Raw genomic sequence first — 17,204 nt, forward strand, 5'->3', positions numbered from 1 at the left:
CTACAGCCCAACCCCCCGGAAGTTCCACGTCACTCAAGCCAATTCTCGATTCAACTCACTCAACAAAGACCGCACATCCCGCCCCGGGAACGCGTGCTGGAAGCCGCGGCCCCCGCCCTTCCCCTTGAAGGGCTCCGCGTTGAACTCCTTGGTGCTGATGCCGACGTCACTCGCCACCACGTCCCGTATGGACCGCAGCCACCACAGCTGCTCGTCCGAGAAGTCCGCCCCGGCCTGGCCCTGCTTCAGCAGCCACGCCTCGAAGCGCTCCTCCACCGTTTCACGGTACGGCCGCAGCTCCTCGTCCACGCCCAGTTCGTACCGGATCAGGGAGATCAGATCCGGTACGCCCGCCTCACGGCCGGGGGAGTGGGCTGCCGCGCCCAGGTCCTCGTAGTACGTCCAGAGGACCTTCGGGGTCCACCCGAAGTGCGGGCGGCGGATCTCCAGCGCCAGTTCCTGGAGCGCCGCGTACGTCTCCGCCGGGGAGACCGACCGCGGGCTCGTCAGGGCGATGCTGACCGCCGTGATGCGGTCGCGCTCCTCCTTCAGGAGCCGGCTCCAGCGGTCGATATGCTCCTTCGCCCGTTCCTCGCGCGGGATCTCGTCCAAAGCCGTCATCGCGACGGGCGTGAACTCGTCGAAGACGTAGTCCTTGTCCCGGCGGATCTCGATGATGTGCCGCCGCAGCTCAGGCCGCTCCGTCAGCGGCGCGATCGCGTTCTCGATCAGTCGCCGGGCGGCCGCCTGGCCGCCCTCGTCCAGCGCGCGCTCCTGCCGGTCCGGGTCCACCGCCTTGACGATCGCCCCGGCGATCTCGGACAGCGTCCGCCCGCCCGCAGCCCGCGTCAGCTGCTCGCGTTCCTCCGTCGTCAGCTGCTGGTTGAGGCGAGCCAGCCGACCCGCCAGGATCTCGGCCTCGTTCGCGCTGATGGACTTCGTGCCGGCCTTGTCGAGGAGCTTCGCCAGCGATACCTGGCGCTCACCCGCCGGAACCAGCGGGCGGGCGTCCACCAGGGGCGAGTCCGTCACGCCCACCGCGTCCACCAGCACGAAGCGGTCCTTGCGCACCGACGCGTCCGCGTCCGGCGTGACCTCCTGGAGCTCCGTCGCGTCGATGGTCCGGGCGCCGCGCCCCTTCATCTGCTCGAAGAGCACCGCGCTGCGCACCTCCCGCAGGAAGATGACGCACTCCAGGGCCTTCACGTCCGTGCCCGTCGCGATCATGTCGACGGTGACGGCGACCCGCATCCGGGGCGAGGTCCGCAGCGCGCGGATCAGTTCGTCCGGGTCCTCGCCGGCCTGGCGGCTCTTGTAGGTGATCTTCTTCGCGAAATCGTCCCCGCGCCCGAAGATCTCCTTGACCTGGGCCAGTACGTCCTCGGCGTGGTCCTCGCCGACCGCGAAGATCAACGTCTTCGGCAGCTCGCTCCGGCCGGGGAACCAGCGCTGCCAGTTGTCCCGGTACGCCGTCAGGACCGCCCGGATCTCGTCCACCGTGACCACCGACCGGCCGATCTGCCCGGTCGTGTACGTGAAGTCGTCGTCCAGCTCCTGGTAGCGCTGCCGCCGGGTCTTGCGGTCCTTGATCCGTACCGTCGTACCCGACTCGATCTTCGCGCCGCCGTTCTCGCGCAGGTCGGTCCGCATCCGTACGACGTCGAAGTCGACGTTCACCCCGTCCGCCACCGCCTGCGGATACGTGTACTCGGAGACCAGGTTGCGGCCGAAGAAGCCGAGGGTCTGGAGCGTGGGCGTGGCGGTCAGGCCGACCAGGTGCGCGTCGAAGTACTCCAGGACCCCGCGCCACAGCCCGTAGATCGACCGGTGGCACTCGTCCACGATGATCAGGTCGAAGGACTCGATCGGCACATCGGGGTTGTAGGAGACGTCGATCGGCAGGTCGGTCGCGTACGTGTCCTCGTACGCCTCGCTGTCCGCGGCCTCGTCCGCCTGCTCGTCCTCGGCGAGGGTTTCCCCGCGCAGGAGCGAGTACATCTTCTGGATCGTGCAGATGGTGACCGACGAGGTGTCCTGGAGTCCGGCGGCACCCAGGCGGTCGACGTTGTAGATGTCGGAGAGCTTGCGGCCGTCGTCGGGCGTCGTGAACTTCCGGAACTCGTCGTACGCCTGCCTGCCCAGGTTGTTGCGGTCCACGAGAAACAGGACCCGGCGCGCCTTGGCGTGCTTGAGCAGCCGGTACGTCTGCGCCACGGCCGTGAAGGTCTTGCCGGCGCCCGTCGCCATCTGGATCAGCGCCCGCGCGCGGTCCTCACCCAGGGACTTCTCCAGACCGGTGATCGCGTCGATCTGGGCGAGGCGCAGGCCGTTGGCCTCCAGCACGGGCAGTTGGCGCAGAGCCGCGCGGAATGTGAGGGCGTCCGGGTTCTCCTCCGCGCGCCGCATCCACGCGGCCACCGTCTTGGGCCGGTGGAAGGAGAAGACCTCGCGGGAGCGGGCGTCGGGGTCGAGGCGGTTGATGAAGTACGTCTCGGTGCCGGTGGTCGCGTACCGGAACGCGAAGGGCTCGGCCTCGCGCCAGACGGCGAGGCGGTGCTCCTTCAGGACTCCCGACGCGTACCGGTCATTCTGCTCGACGGCGCTGGACAGGTGGTCGCCCTCGCGCTTGGCCTCCACCACGCCGACGATGTGCCCCTCGACGTAGAGGACGTAGTCCGCGCGGCCGGTCGCGAGGGTGAACTCGCGGACCGCCACGCCCTGACCCGCCTCCGGGTTGACCTGGTCGCGGTCCTGTACGACCCAGCCGGACGCGCGCAGCATCCCGTCGATGGCGTCGCGCGCCTGCACCTCGTTGAGCGGGGCCGGCCGCTGCGCACGGTGGATGATCGCCTCGCGGCGCTTGGCGTCCACCTGCCGGGGCTGCTGACGGGCAGCCTCGTACTTCGCCTGCTGAGTGGTGCGCAGCTCATCGATCTGCGAGGTCAGCTGCTCGACGCGGGCCAGCAGCTCGCTCTTGTTCGCGTCGGCGCTGGCGATGAGGTGCTCGGCCTCGGCCCGTGCCCTGCGCTCAGCTTCGAGAGCGTCGCTGGACTCGGCGAGCCGGGTCCGGGCCTGGGTCAGCGCCTGGCGGTGGCCGTCGAGGGCCTCCCGCAGCTCGGCCAGCTCGGCAGGGTCCGTGACCTGAGCGGTGTCACCGGGGTCCGTGGGCGGCACGAACTGGGCGACCGTACGCCGGCCCTCGATGGCGTCGTGGAACCAGAGGCCCAGCTTGTAGCAGACGCGTACGGCGGCCAAAGCGCGCGCGGTGTCGAAGAGGTGGCTGTGCGCGGCCTTGTTCCGGTCGCGACGCAACCGGTCGAAGTCATCACGGATCTCGGGGACGAGTACCCCGGCACGGGTCAGCGCGGTCAGCCGGTCGATCTGCCGGTCTCCCTCGACCCGCATGCCGATGCGGGTGATCAGCTCCTCCGCGAGGACCTCACCGAACTGTCCTGCCTGCACCAGCGATGAGTTGGGGTGGGTGAACACCGTGGCCTCGGCCGAGGCGCCGTACAGGGAGAGTAGGGGCTGGTGCTGGTAGAGGACCCCGAAGTTCGGTGATCCCTTCGCGAAATCGCGAAGCCTGTCGTCCACGGTGTTGTCCCCCCGAAAATCTGGTCTGCGGGTATCCACGGTGCGAAACACAAGAAGACCCTCCGAACAGCTAGTGACACTGTTTGGAGGGTCTCTCTGGCACTTCCTGCGAAGTGCCCCCGGCAGGATTCGAACCTGCGCACACGGCTCCGGAGGCCGTTGCTCTATCCCCTGAGCTACGGGGGCGCGTCCGCCGTGTTGCGGCGACGGGTTGAACACTACCAGCTTCCCCGGGGTGATCAGGAACCGGTTTGGCGGGTTCAGGGGGGTGCTTCGCCCTCAGGGGGTGGAAGTGCCGAAAACGCGGACGCGGGGGCCCGGCTCGACCTACTCTCGAGTTGTGCCAGGCGCCTCGGGCCGGGTGCTTGTTGTCGACGACAACAAGGTCATCCGGCAGCTGATCAAGGTCAATCTCGAGCTGGAGGGCTTCGAGGTCGTGACCGCGAACGATGGTGCCGAATGCCTGGACGTCGTGGGTCGCGTGTGCCCCGATGCGATCACGCTCGACGTGGTCATGCCCCGTCTGGACGGGTTCGCCACCGCCGCGCAGCTGCGGGCCGATCCGCGGACGCGGGACCTTCCGGTGGCCATCGTCAGTGCCTGTACGCAGAACGAGGTGGAGACCGGGATCGCGGCCGGGGTGGACGCCTTCGTGGCCAAGCCCTTCGAGCCCGCCGAGCTGGTGCGCGTCGTGCGGCGGCTCGTCGAGCGCAAGGACCGGCGCGACGGGTGGAAGGGGACCCCCGCCGGGCGGGGGAGGGGTTAGGGAGCGTCCGTCCCCGCCGATCCGGGCCCGGCCCGACCGGCAGGGCACCTCCTGGGGCGACCCGTTCCGGGCCGGCGCAGGCCCGTACCCGTGCCTCGCCGCGCTGCCGGCCGAGAGGCGTGACCGGGGTAGGCGGCGCCTGGGCGGACGGGGCCTGTTCATATGGCGAAACCCTTCGCGGAACCCGGGGCCTTCTCCCCTAGGCTGGTCCCGTGACCCCCGCTGACCTCTCCCGTACCGTCGTGCGCGCCGTGCGCTGCGCCGTCGAGGACGGGGAGCTGCCGGCCGGTGCCGGGGTGCCCGGTGGGCGGGTGGTCGTCGAGCGGACGCGGCCCGGCGGAGTGGGGGAGTACGCCACCCCCGTCGCGTTCCAGGTCGCCAAGGGTGCCGGACGCCGCCCCGCCGAGGTCGCCCGGCTGCTCGCCCGCCGGCTGGACGAGGTGCCCGGGATCGACCGGGTCGAGATCACCGGCGCGGGCTTCCTGAACTTCGTGCTCGCCCCGCCCTCCGCTGCCGACGTCGTCCGCGCCGCGCGGGCCCACGGACCCCGGTGCGCGGAGGAGGCGCCCCTGCCCGGCGTGACCGGGCTCCGCGAGCAGGCCGTGCACGGGGCCGTGCTGCGGATCCGCCGCAGCCAGGGCCTCGACCCCGCCCCGCCTCCGGGAATCGCACCCACCGCGCCGACCGCACCCACCACCCCCGTGGCCCCCGTCGCCCCCGTCGCCCGGCGCGACGGTGACGTCGTCGCCCGCTACGGGGCGGACGCCGCCCGCTGGGCCATGCTCACCGTCGCCCCCCAGGAGACCCCGGTCTTCACCCCGGCCCTGCTGCTCCAGGGCGAGGCCGACGAGTTCTTCCGGGTCCGGTACGCCTTCGCCCGCAGCCGGGCCCTGCTGCGCAATGCGGCCGACCTCGGCTTCGGACCCGCCGCCGGGGACGTCGACGCCCCGGCGCTGCTGCGGGCCCTCTCCGAATACCCGCTCGTCCTCGAAGCCGCCGCGCACCACGGCGCCCCCGAGCGGCTCGTCCGGCACCTCGTCGTGCTGGCCGACGCCCTCCTCGACTTCCAGTACCGCGTACTGCCCCACGGGGACGAGAAACCCTCGGCCGCCCACCGCGCCCGGCTGGCTCTTGCCGAAGCCGCCGGGACGGTGCTGGCCGGCGGCCTGGCCCTCCTCGGTATAGACGCACCCGAACGCCTGTGACCTGCGAAGAGAGATTCCGATGAGCCGTTCCGCGCACCCCGCCGGACCCCGCCACGCCGATGTCCTGCCCGAGGGGCACTACTCCCCGCCGCCCGCGGACCTGAACGTCCTCGACGAGAAGGTGTGGGCGCGGACCGTCCGGCGCGGCGACGACGGCGTGGTCTCCGTCGGCGGCATGGAAGTGACCAGGCTCGCCGAGGAGTTCGGGACCCCGGCGTACTTCCTGGACGAAGAGGACTTCCGGGCGCGCTGCCGGGCCTGGGCGCACGCCTTCGGCAAGGACGCCGACGTGTTCTACGCGGGGAAGGCGTTCCTCTCCAAGGCCGTCGTGAAGTGGCTCGAGGAGGAAGGGCTGAACCTCGACGTCTGCTCCGGCGGTGAGCTGACCACCGCCCTGGCCGCCGGGATGCCCGCCTCCCGGATCGCGTACCACGGCAACAACAAGTCGGTCGCCGAGATCACCCGCGCGGTGGAGGCCGGGGTCGGGCGCATCGTCCTCGACTCCTTCCAGGAGATCGCCCGCGTCGCGCACGTCGCCCGTGAGCTGGGCGTACGCCAGCCCGTGCAGGTCCGTGTGACGGTGGGCGTCGAGGCGCACACCCACGAGTTCATCGCCACCGCGCACGAGGACCAGAAGTTCGGCATCGCCGTGGCCGACGGCTCCGCCGCCGAGGCGGTGCGCCGCGTGCTCGGGCACGACTCGCTGGAGCTGCTCGGCATCCACTCCCACATCGGCTCGCAGATCTTCGACATGGCCGGTTTCGAGGTGTCCGCCAAGCGGGTGGTGCAGCTGCTGGCCTCCGTACGCGACGAGCACGGGGTGGAGCTGCCCGAGATCGACCTCGGTGGCGGCCTGGGCATCGCGTACACCGCCGACGACGACCCGCGCGAGCCGCACGAGATCGCCAAGGCGCTGACCGAGATCGTCTCCCGGGAGTGCGAGGCGGCCCGGCTGCGGGCGCCCCGGATCTCCGTCGAGCCCGGCCGGGCCATCGTCGGCCCGACCGCCTTCACCCTCTACGAGGTCGGCACCATCAAGCCGCTCGCGGGACTGCGTACGTACGTGAGCGTGGACGGCGGGATGTCCGACAACATCCGGACGGCCCTGTACGACGCCGAGTACTCCATCTCGCTGGTCTCCCGCCGCTCCGACGCCGAGCCGATGCTCGTCCGTGTCGTCGGCAAGCACTGCGAGAGCGGTGACATCGTGGTGAAGGACGCGTTCCTGCCCGCCGACCTCGCCCCCGGCGACCTCCTGGCCGTCCCGGCGACCGGCGCGTACTGCCGTTCCATGGCCAGCAACTACAACCATGCGCTCCGCCCGCCCGTCGTCGCCGTGCGCGAGGGTCAGGCGCGCGTCATCGTCCGCCGGGAGACGGAGGAAGATCTCCTGCGTCTCGACCTGGGATGATTCCCATATTTCTGGTGGAAGGCCCCAGACCCCCAAAATAGGTGTCTCACTCAATGGACCGAGGATGGAAACTGCTGTCCATTGAGTGAGACTGGTTCACACCCGGCGGGCAAACCGCGTGTCCGGGTACTGATGGAAGATCGAAAGGCGTAGGTCGAATGATGCGTACGCGTCCGCTGAAGGTGGCGCTGCTGGGCTGTGGAGTGGTCGGCTCAGAGGTGGCGCGCATCATGACGACGCACGCCGACGATCTGACGGCCAGGATCGGCGCGCCCGTGGAGCTCGCGGGTGTCGCCGTGCGCCGCCCGTCCAAGGTGCGCGAGGGCATCGACCCCGCGCTGGTCACCACCGATGCGACCGCCCTGCTCAAACGCGGCGACATCGACGTGGTCATCGAGGTCATCGGCGGTATCGAGCCCGCCCGTACGCTGATCACCACCGCCTTCGAGAACGGCGCGTCCGTCGTCTCGGCGAACAAGGCACTCCTCGCCCAGGACGGTGCCGCGCTGCACGCCGCCGCCGAGCAGCACGGGCTGGACCTGTACTACGAGGCGGCCGTCGCGGGCGCGATCCCGCTGGTGCGCCCGATGCGCGAGTCCCTCGCCGGCGACAAGATCAACCGGGTGATGGGCATCGTCAACGGCACGACGAACTTCATCCTCGACAAGATGGACTCCACCGGCGCCGGGTACCAGGAGGCGCTCGACGAGGCCACCGCCCTCGGTTACGCCGAAGCCGACCCCACCGCCGACGTCGAGGGCTACGATGCCGCCGCCAAGGCCGCGATCCTGGCCGGCATCGCCTTCCACACCCGGGTCCGGCTCGACGACGTCTACCGCGAGGGCATGACCGAGGTCAGCTCCGCCGACTTCGCCTCTGCCAGGCGCATGGGCTGCACCATCAAGCTCCTGGCGATCCTGGAGCGGGCCGCCGACGGCCAGTCCGTCACCGCCCGCGTGCACCCCGCGATGATCCCGCTCAGCCACCCCCTGTCCTCCGTCCGCGAGGCGTACAACGCGGTCTTCGTCGAGGCGGAGGCCGCCGGGCGGCTCATGTTCTACGGGCCCGGCGCGGGCGGTTCGCCGACCGCCTCCGCGGTCCTGGGCGACCTGGTCGCCGTCTGCCGCAACAAGCTCGCCGAGGCAACGGGGCCGGGCGAGTCGGCGTACACCCAGCTGCCGGTCAGTGCCATGGGTGAGGTCGTCACCCGCTACCACATCAGCCTCGACGTGGCGGACAAGCCGGGCGTCCTCGCCCAGGTGGCGACCACTTTCGCCGAGCACGGCGTGTCGATCGATACGGTACGCCAGCAAGGACGTCCTGACGGGGTCGGCAATGAAGCCTCCCTCGTCGTCGTCACTCACCGGGCACCCGACGCCGCCCTCTCCGGGACCGTCGAGGCGCTGCGGAAGCTGGACACCGTCCGCGGTGTCGCCAGCATCATGCGTGTTGAAGGGGAGTAAGGACCCATGAGCAGCAATCGCACCCACCAGTGGCGCGGCATCATCGAGGAGTACCGGGACCGCCTGCCGGTGACGGACACCACTCCCGTGGTCACGCTCCGCGAGGGCGGTACTCCCCTCGTCCCCGCGCAGGTGCTCTCCGAGCGCACCGGCTGCGAGGTGCACCTGAAGGTCGAGGGGGCGAACCCCACCGGGTCCTTCAAGGACCGCGGCATGACCATGGCGATCACCCGGGCCAAGGAGGAGGGCGCCAAGGCGGTCATCTGCGCCTCCACCGGCAACACCTCGGCCTCCGCCGCCGCGTACGCGGTGCGCGCCGGGATGGTCTCCGCGGTGCTCGTGCCCCAGGGGAAGATCGCGCTCGGCAAGATGGGCCAGGCGCTCGTGCACGGCGCCAAGATCCTTCAGGTGGAAGGCAACTTCGACGACTGCCTCAACCTGGCGCGCGCCCTGTCGGACAACTACCCGGTGGCGCTGGTCAATTCCGTCAACCCGGTCCGCATCGAGGGCCAGAAGACGGCGGCGTTCGAGATCGTCGACGCGCTCGGTGACGCCCCCGACATCCACGTGCTGCCCGTCGGCAACGCGGGCAACATCACCGCGTACTGGAGGGGGTTCAAGGAGTACAAGGCCGACGGCCTGGCCTCCCGTACGCCCCGCGTGTGGGGTTTCCAGGCCTCCGGTTCCGCGCCCATCGTGCGCGGCGAGGTCGTCAAGGAGCCGCACACCATCGCCACCGCGATCCGGATCGGCAACCCGGCGTCCTGGGAGTTCGCACTGGCCGCGCGCGAGGAGTCGGGCGGCCTCATCGACGAGGTGACGGACCGTCAGATCCTGGCCGCCTACCGCCTGTTGGCTGCTCAAGAGGGTGTCTTCGTCGAGCCCGCCTCGGCCGCTTCCGTCGCCGGTCTGCTCAAGGCCGCCGAGCTGGGCCTGGTCGACCCCGGCCAGAAGATCGTGTGCACCGTCACCGGCAACGGCCTGAAGGACCCCGACTGGGCGATCGCCGGCGCTCCGCAGCCGGTCACCGTTCCGGTGGACGCGGAAGCCGCCGCGATCCGCCTCGGCCTGGTCTGACGTACCCCCGAGAGCCGGGTTCCGGAGCCTTCCGGAACCCGGCAACTCACCCCGTACGACGACAAAGGTGCGGCGGAGGTCCGCGACACGCATCGTGCGCCTCGTGTGCGCCCTATGTCGCGAGAGAACCTTCCTTCGATAAGCTGTACTTACATCCGCCACCGCGCATATGACTGCGGTGCTGCCCCGAGGCCCTTCGGGTGTCGTACGTTCTCGAGTACATTCGCAGCGAGCCAGCGAAGAGCGAAGATCTCGCACAGTCACAAGGAGTGTCATCGGACGATGGCCGGTCCAGCGTTCCGCGCCGCCGCCGTACGGGTGCGCGTCCCCGCCAGTAGTGCCAACCTCGGCCCGGGCTTCGACACCCTCGGCCTCGCCCTGGGGCTCTACGACGACGTCGTCGTCCGCGTGGCCGATTCCGGCCTGGACATCGACATCGCGGGTGAGGGTGCCGACACCCTCCCGCGGGACGAGAGCCACCTGCTCGTACGCTCCATGCGCACGGCCTTCGACCTGCTGGGCGGACAGCCCCGGGGCCTCGAGGTCGTCTGCGCGAACCGCATTCCGCACGGCCGGGGCCTCGGCTCCTCCTCCGCGGCCATCTGCGCGGGCATCGTGGCCGCCCGCGCCGTGACCATAGGCGGCGAGGCCAAGCTCGACGACGCGGCGCTGCTGGAGCTCGCCACCGAGATCGAGGGCCACCCCGACAACGTGGCCGCCTGCCTGCTCGGCGGTTTCACCCTGGCGTGGATGGACGGGGGCAGTGCCAAGGCGATCCGGATGGAGCCTGCGGATTCCATCGTTCCGGTGGTCTTCGTCCCCTCGAAGCCGGTCCTGACGGAGACCGCGCGCGGCCTGCTGCCGCGCACCGTCCCGCACGTGGACGCTGCGGTCAACGCGGGTCGCGCCGCCCTGCTCGTGGAGGCCCTGACCAGGCGTCCCGAATACCTGCTGGCAGCGACCGAGGACCGGCTCCACCAGGACTACCGGACCCCGGCCATGCCCGAGAGCGTGGCACTGGTGGGCCGACTGCGGGCGGACGGCATCCCCGCGGTCATCTCCGGCGCGGGCCCCACGGTCCTGGCGCTGGTCGACAACGGCGCGGCCGACAAGGTCGCGCAGCTCGCGGGCGAGGGATGGGCCGCCACCCGGCTGGCCCTCGACGCCGCGGGCGCGAGCGTGCTCCCGCTGGGTACCCAGGGCGGCTGAGCCCTGGGGCCCGGCCGGTCCGGGGCGGGCGGCCAGGGCAGGCCGTCCACGCGGGAACGCGCGATTGCCGGTGATTGAGAGGGGGAATGTCTGTTGGATCCGGTAGTGTTAATCTCAAGTGCGCATCCGAAGCCGCCATGGCTCGGTGCTCAGTGTCCCCCTCCGGGACCACCTTTCTTCCGGGAGCCTCCCCGACTGCTTTGATCACCTCCAGCAGTTTCGAGCACGCTCCGGAATCGGCGTGACATTCCCACGCTTCCAGCTCGGGGCTTCTCGCCGGAACCACCCACGCACGTTTCTCTCCGCCGTATCTCTACCGGCGGACCACCGCCCCGGCACGGTCCACACCTAGGACTGCTGTCGGACAGCACAACCGGTCGCCGAGCCAGACAGGCCGACGTCCGCTCCAGGGAAGGACCCTTCGTGAGCGACACCACCGATCTGATGGGCGCTGCCGACACCACTGTCGACACCAGTGCCCCCGCCGCGGGCGCCGCACCCAAGCGTCGCCGCACCGGCACCGGCCTCGACGGCATGGTCCTGGCCGAGCTGCAGCAGGTCGCGTCGGGCCTCGGTATCAGGGGCACCGCGCGGATGCGCAAGAGCCAGCTGATCGAGGTCATCAAGGAGGCGCAGGCGGGCGGCAGTGCCCCCAAGGCCGCGTCCTCCTCCGCCGGAGCCGCCGACACCGCCGAGGCCAAGCCGAAGCGCCGTGCCACCAGCAAGGCCCGTTCGGCTGCCGCCGATGCTTCGCAGACGGGTGAGGCCGCCGCCGAGGCGCCCGCCGAGAAGCCTGCCGCACAGGCGCAGATCGAGATCCCGGGCCAGCCCGCCAGTGACGACGCCCCGGCCGGCGAGCGCCGCCGCCGTCGCGCCACCGCCCCCTCCGGCAGCCCGGAGGCCTCGGCCCCCGCCGCCGTGCAGGTGGAGCAGAAGACCGAGACGGTCAAGGCCGAACCCGCCGCCGAGCCGAAGGCCGAGGCCGCCACGGCCGTCTCCGGCCAGGCGCAGGGGCAGGACGGCGAGGGCCGCGGCCGTCGCGACCGCCGCGACCGCGGTGACCGTGCCGAGCGCGGCGACCGTCAGCGCGACCGCCGTGACCGCGGCGTCAAGACCGACGACCAGGGCCAGGGCGCCCAGGGCGGTCAGGGCGGCGGCCGCCAGGACCGCGCCGACCGTCAGGACCGCGCCGACCGTCAGGACCGCCAGCAGCAGGGCGGCCGCGGCCAGGGCCAGGGCCAGGGTCAGGGTCAGCAGGGCCGTCAGGACCGTCAGGACCGCCAGGGTCCGCAGGACAACGGGCCGCAGGACGACTTCGACGACGAGGGCGGCCGCCGCGGCCGCCGGGGCCGTTACCGCGACCGCCGCGGCCGTCGTGGCCGCGACGAGTTCGCGCCGAACGAGCCGCAGGTAGCCGACGACGACGTCCTGATCCCCGTCGCGGGCATCCTGGACATCCTCGACAACTACGCGTTCATCCGGACCTCGGGCTACCTGCCCGGCCCCAACGACGTGTACGTCTCCCTCGCCCAGGTCCGCAAGGCGGGTCTGCGCAAGGGCGACCACACCACCGGTGCCGTGCGCCAGCCCAAGGACGGCGAGCGCCGCGAGAAGTTCAACGCCCTCGTGCGGCTGGACTCGGTGAACGGCATGGCGCCCGAATCCGGCCGCGGCCGACCGGAGTTCCAGAAGCTCACCCCGCTGTACCCGCAGGACCGGCTCCGCCTGGAGACCGACCCGGGCGTGCTGACCACCCGCATCATCGACCTCGTGTCGCCGATCGGCAAGGGTCAGCGAGGCCTGATCGTGGCCCCGCCGAAGACCGGCAAGACCATGATCATGCAGGCGATCGCCAACGCGATCACCGTCAACAACCCCGAGTGCCACCTGATGGTCGTCCTGGTCGACGAGCGTCCGGAAGAGGTCACCGACATGCAGCGGTCGGTCAAGGGCGAGGTCATCTCCTCGACCTTCGACCGTCCGGCCGAGGACCACACCACCGTCGCCGAGCTGGCCATCGAGCGCGCCAAGCGCCTCGTCGAGCTGGGTCACGACGTGGTCGTCCTGCTGGACTCCATCACCCGTCTGGGCCGCGCGTACAACCTCGCGGCGCCCGCCTCCGGCCGCATCCTGTCCGGTGGTGTCGACTCGACCGCGCTGTACCCGCCGAAGCGCTTCTTCGGCGCCGCGCGCAACATCGAGGACGGCGGCTCGCTGACCATCCTGGCCACCGCGCTGGTCGACACCGGCTCGCGCATGGACGAGGTGATCTTCGAGGAGTTCAAGGGCACCGGCAACATGGAGCTCAAGCTCGACCGGAAGCTCGCCGACAAGCGCATCTTCCCGGCCGTCGACGTCGACCCGTCGGGCACCCGCAAGGAGGAGATCCTCCTCAACGCGGAGGAGCTCGCCATCGTCTGGAAGCTGCGCCGGGTGCTGCACGCCCTCGACTCGCAGCAGGCGATCGAGCTCCTGCTCGACAAGATGAAGCAGACGAAGTCGAACGCCGAGTTCCTGATGCAGATCGCGAAGACGACGCCGTCGGGCAAGAACGACGACTGACGTCCCGCCGCCCGAACAGGGCCGCCCCGGTGCGAGCTTTCCCACACTCCGGCCGTCACCGGGCCCCACCGCACCCCGGCGCCCCCCGGTAAACCTCCAGGTCGACGCGGCGTCGCCGGTGCGGCCGACCGGGGCCGGGGCGGTCGGGGCGGTCGGGCCCGGCCGGCGGCCGTGGAACCCTGGGGCCCGTTAGGCCGTCTGTGTCAGAGGACCGCAGGGTGAGAAGCGACCGGCCGAGGCGATCGGGGGCCGGACCCAGGACTGAGGAGAGCATGAGCCAGGACAGCACGGGCGGAGGCCGGCGAGCCGCAGGCCGCCGCCGGCGGAAACCGCCCAGGCGCCGCAGGGCCCTCGTCATCGCCGCATGGAGCGCCGCGGGCGTGGTCCTGCTCGGCGGTGCGGGCCTCGGCTACTTCTACTTCAAGTTCAACGGCAACCTGAAGACCGTCGACATCGACGCGGCCCTCGGCGCCGACCGGCCGCAGAACGTGAACAACGGCTCGATGGACATCCTCGTCCTCGGCTCGGACTCCCGCGGCGGCGCCAACGGCGAGTACGGCCGCGACGACAGCGGCTCGGCACGCTCCGACACCGCGATGATCGTCCACCTGTACGAGGGCCACGAGAAGGCCAGCGTCGTATCGATACCCCGCGACACCATGACCGCCCGCCCTCCCTGCACGACGGGCGACGGGAAGACCGACCCGGGCGGGACGCGCAGGCAGTTCAACGAGGCCTACACGATCGGCGGGGCGGCCTGCGCGGTCAAGACGGTCGAGAAGATGTCCGGGATCCGCATGGACCACTACATCGAGGTCGACTTCACGGGCTTCAAGAAGATCATCGACAACCTCGGCGGCGTCGAGGTGACCACCACCAAGCCGATCAAGGACGACGCCAGCCACCTGGACCTCGCGGCCGGCCCCAACAAGCTCGACGGCGAGCAGGCCCTCGGTCTGGTCCGTACCCGCAAGAGCGTCGGCGACGGCAGTGACCTGGGCCGGATCCAGCTCCAGCAGGCCTTCATCAAGGCGCTGATCAAGCAGGTCAAGAGCATCGGCCTGTTCGACAACCCCAAGCGGCTGCTCGACCTCGCCGACTCCGGGACCAAGGCGCTCACCACCGACAAGGCGCTCGGCGACGTGAAGTCCCTCATGGGCTTCGCCCAGGGCCTCCAGGGCATCGACGCCCAGGACATGCAGATGATCACCCTCCCGGTGACCCCGGACCCCCGCGACACCGACCGTGTGGCACCGCTCACCAAGGAGTCCCAGCTCGTCTGGGAAGCCCTGCTGGCGGACCGGCCGATCCCGGCGGAAGCCACCGCGAACTCCATGGGGGACAAGGGCTCGGCCGGCGGGATCGTCCAGTAGGGACCGGGCCGCGGCGGGATCCGAGGGGGCGCGGAATAGATGCCGGCCCCCTCCCGTTGAGGGAGGCGTCCTCAGAATTTTGACAGGCAGCCCGGTCCTGGCAGACTGGTCTGTCGGCCCCGGTTCACGCAGTGCGCAATTCGGCTCCTGCGACCCGGCGCCCTCCCGAATCTAGGAGACACCTTGAAGAGCGAGATCCACCCCGAGTACGTCGAGACCCAGGTCAGCTGCACCTGTGGCGCGTCGTTCACCACCCGCTCCACGCTGACCTCCGGCAACATCCGTGCCGAGGTCTGCTCCGAGTGCCACCCGTTCTACACGGGCAAGCAGAAGATCCTCGACACCGGTGGCCGCGTGGCCCGCTTCGAGGCTCGCTTCGGCAAGGGTGCGGCCAAGAAGTAGCGCGACCCAGGCGCCGGTCACCGGCCGCTCCCTGTCCACTCGGGGGCGGCCGGACCGGCGCCTTTGTCGTCGTCTCGTCACGACACCCCCTGCATTCCCTTCGTACTTTCACCACAGGAGCCCCCGATGTTCGAGGCGGTCGAGGAACTGATCGGCGAGCACGCCGATCTTGAGAAGAGGCTCGCCGACCCTTCGGTCCACTCGGATCAGGCCAACGCGCGCAAGCTGAACAAGCGCTACGCGGAGCTGACCCCGATCGTGGCGACCTTCCGCGCCTGGAAGCAGGCCGCCGAGGACATCGAGACGGCCAAGGAGTTCGCGGCCGACGACCCCGACTTCGTGGCCGAGGTCAAGGAGCTGAGCGCGCAGCGCGAGGAGCTCACCGAGAAGCTCCGCCTGCTGCTCGTCCCGCGCGACCCCAGCGACGACAAGGACGTGCTCCTGGAGGTCAAGGCGGGCGCGGGCGGCGACGAGTCGGCGCTCTTCGCCGGCGACCTGCTGCGCATGTACCTGCGCTACGCCGAGCGCGTGGGCTGGAAGACCGAGATCATCGACGCCACCGAGTCCGAGCTCGGCGGCTACAAGGACGTCCAGGTCTCCGTCCGCACCAAGGGCGGCAACGGCGCCACCGAGCCCGGCCAGGGCGTGTGGGCCCGCCTGAAGTACGAGGGCGGCGTGCACCGCGTCCAGCGGGTTCCGGCCACCGAGTCCCAGGGCCGCATCCACACCTCCGCCGCCGGCGTGCTCGTCACCCCGGAGGCCGAGGAGGTCGAGGTCGAGATCAACATGAACGACCTCCGCATCGACGTGTACCGCTCCTCGGGCCCCGGCGGCCAGTCCGTCAACACCACCGACTCGGCCGTGCGCATCACGCACCTGCCGACCGGTGTGGTCGCCTCCTGCCAGAACGAGAAGAGCCAGCTCCAGAACAAGGAGCAGGCCATGCGCATCCTGCGCTCGCGGCTCCTCGCCGCGGCCCAGGAAGCCGCCGAGCAGGAGGCCTCCGACGTGCGCCGCAGCCAGGTGCGCTCCGTGGACCGCTCCGAGAAGATCCGGACGTACAACTACCCGGAAAACCGGATCTCGGACCACCGCACCGGCTTCAAGGCGTACAACTTGGACCAGGTGCTCGACGGCGACCTCGACTCGGTCATCCAGGCCTGTGTCGACGCCGACTCGGCAGCCAAGCTCGCCGCCGCGCAGTAGACCGCGAGGCACCCGCACCACCCCGGTACCACCCCCCGTACGACAGCAGCCCGGAGGACCAGCGTGAACTTGCTGCTTGCCGAGGTGGCCCAGGCCACCCAGCGGCTGGCCGCCGCCGGCGTTCCCTCACCGCGCTTCGACGCGGAGGAGCTCGCCGCCTTCGTGCACAGCGTCAAACGGGGGGAACTCCACCACGTCAAGGACACGGACTTCGACGCCCGCTACTGGGAGGCGGTCGCCCGCCGCGAGGCGCGCGAGCCGCTCCAGCACATCACCGGCCGCGCCTTCTTCCGCTACCTGGAGCTCCAGGTCGGGCCCGGGGTGTTCGTCCCGCGGCCCGAGACCGAGTCGGTGGTGGACTGGGCCATACACGCCGTCCGGGCCATGGACGTGGTCGAGCCGATGATCGTGGACCTGTGCACCGGTTCCGGCGCCATCGCCCTCGCCATGGCGCAGGAGGTGCCGCGCTCGCGCGTGCACGCGGTGGAGCTGTCCGAGGACGCCCTGCGGTGGACCCGCAAGAACGCCGAGGGTTCCCGGGTCACCGTCCACCAGGGCGACGCGCTGAGCGCCCTGCCCGAGCTGGACGGCCAGGTCGACCTGGTGATCTCGAACCCGCCGTACATCCCGCTCACCGAGTGGGAGTACGTCGCCCCCGAGGCCCGCGACCACGACCCGGAGATGGCGCTCTTCTCGGGCGAGGACGGCCTCGACACCATCCGCGGCATCGAACGCACCGCCCACCGGCTGCTGCGGCCCGGCGGGATCGTCGTCATCGAGCACGCCGACACCCAGGGCGGCCAAGTGCCGTGGATCTTCGCCGAGGAGCGGGGCTGGGCCGATGCGGCCGACCACCCGGACCTCAACAACCGCCCGCGCTTCGCGACCGCCCGCAAGGCGCTGCCGTGACCGGCGCGACCCTTCCCGTCACCCCCC

General features: G+C 70.8%; 12 protein-coding genes and 1 tRNA gene. 11 read left to right on the top strand and 2 right to left on the bottom strand.

The features are described from left to right. Positions 1–33 precede the first annotated feature (33 nt). Both ACFWUZ_RS16600 and ACFWUZ_RS16605 read right to left on the bottom strand, forming a co-directional pair. Positions 34–3,594: a DEAD/DEAH box helicase family protein gene (locus ACFWUZ_RS16600; protein WP_384372689.1), complete on the bottom strand. Its 3,561-nt coding sequence runs from the start codon at positions 3,592–3,594 to the stop codon at positions 34–36. Positions 3,595–3,708: 114 nt separating this feature from the next. After that, a tRNA-Arg gene (locus ACFWUZ_RS16605) sits at positions 3,709–3,780 on the bottom strand. A gap of 106 nt (positions 3,781–3,886) precedes the next feature. On the opposite strand from ACFWUZ_RS16605, the gene ACFWUZ_RS16610 reads away from it, so the two are divergent. The 11 genes from ACFWUZ_RS16610 (at position 3,887) to prmC (ending at position 17,177) form a co-directional block, all read left to right on the top strand. Beyond that, positions 3,887–4,360, top strand: coding sequence for a response regulator (locus tag ACFWUZ_RS16610; RefSeq protein ID WP_384372691.1), 474 nt, complete (start codon positions 3,887–3,889; stop codon positions 4,358–4,360). Positions 4,361–4,572: 212 nt separating this feature from the next. Further along, complete coding sequence (gene nrtL / locus ACFWUZ_RS16615; protein ID WP_384372693.1) at positions 4,573–5,565, top strand: ArgS-related anticodon-binding protein NrtL; 993 nt, start codon at positions 4,573–4,575, stop codon at positions 5,563–5,565. 19 nt (positions 5,566–5,584) lie between these two features. Continuing rightward, positions 5,585–6,976 carry a diaminopimelate decarboxylase gene (gene lysA, locus ACFWUZ_RS16620; protein ID WP_384372695.1) on the top strand — a complete coding sequence of 464 codons (1,392 nt, stop codon included), beginning with the start codon at positions 5,585–5,587 and terminating at the stop codon, positions 6,974–6,976. Positions 6,977–7,134: 158 nt separating this feature from the next. Beyond that, positions 7,135–8,439 carry a homoserine dehydrogenase gene (locus ACFWUZ_RS16625; protein ID WP_384372697.1) on the top strand — a complete coding sequence of 435 codons (1,305 nt, stop codon included), beginning with the start codon at positions 7,135–7,137 and terminating at the stop codon, positions 8,437–8,439. Positions 8,440–8,445: 6 nt separating this feature from the next. Continuing rightward, positions 8,446–9,516 carry a threonine synthase gene (thrC, locus tag ACFWUZ_RS16630; RefSeq protein WP_384372699.1) on the top strand — a complete coding sequence of 357 codons (1,071 nt, stop codon included), beginning with the start codon at positions 8,446–8,448 and terminating at the stop codon, positions 9,514–9,516. A gap of 282 nt (positions 9,517–9,798) precedes the next feature. After that, positions 9,799–10,725 (top strand): homoserine kinase, encoded by a 927-nt coding sequence (thrB, locus tag ACFWUZ_RS16635; RefSeq protein ID WP_384372701.1) that lies wholly within the window; start codon positions 9,799–9,801, stop codon positions 10,723–10,725. A 423-nt stretch (positions 10,726–11,148) separates the two neighbouring features. Continuing rightward, entirely contained in the window at positions 11,149–13,287 is a 2,139-nt protein-coding gene (gene rho / locus ACFWUZ_RS16640; RefSeq protein WP_384372703.1) for a transcription termination factor Rho, read from the top strand. Positions 13,288–13,559: 272 nt separating this feature from the next. Next, entirely contained in the window at positions 13,560–14,660 is a 1,101-nt protein-coding gene (locus ACFWUZ_RS16645; RefSeq protein ID WP_384372705.1) for an LCP family protein, read from the top strand. 183 nt (positions 14,661–14,843) lie between these two features. Beyond that, a complete protein-coding gene (rpmE, locus tag ACFWUZ_RS16650; protein WP_031150550.1) occupies positions 14,844–15,062 on the top strand; it encodes a 50S ribosomal protein L31 in 219 nt (72 codons plus the stop codon). 126 nt (positions 15,063–15,188) lie between these two features. Then, entirely contained in the window at positions 15,189–16,268 is a 1,080-nt protein-coding gene (prfA, locus tag ACFWUZ_RS16655) for a peptide chain release factor 1 (RefSeq protein WP_384372708.1), read from the top strand. Between the two features lie 63 nt (positions 16,269–16,331). Beyond that, a complete protein-coding gene (gene prmC, locus ACFWUZ_RS16660) occupies positions 16,332–17,177 on the top strand; it encodes a peptide chain release factor N(5)-glutamine methyltransferase (RefSeq protein ID WP_384372710.1) in 846 nt (281 codons plus the stop codon). Positions 17,178–17,204 lie beyond the last annotated feature (27 nt).

This window comes from Streptomyces sp. NPDC058646, from assembly GCF_042716875.1.
Taxonomy (GTDB): domain Bacteria; phylum Actinomycetota; class Actinomycetes; order Streptomycetales; family Streptomycetaceae; genus Streptomyces.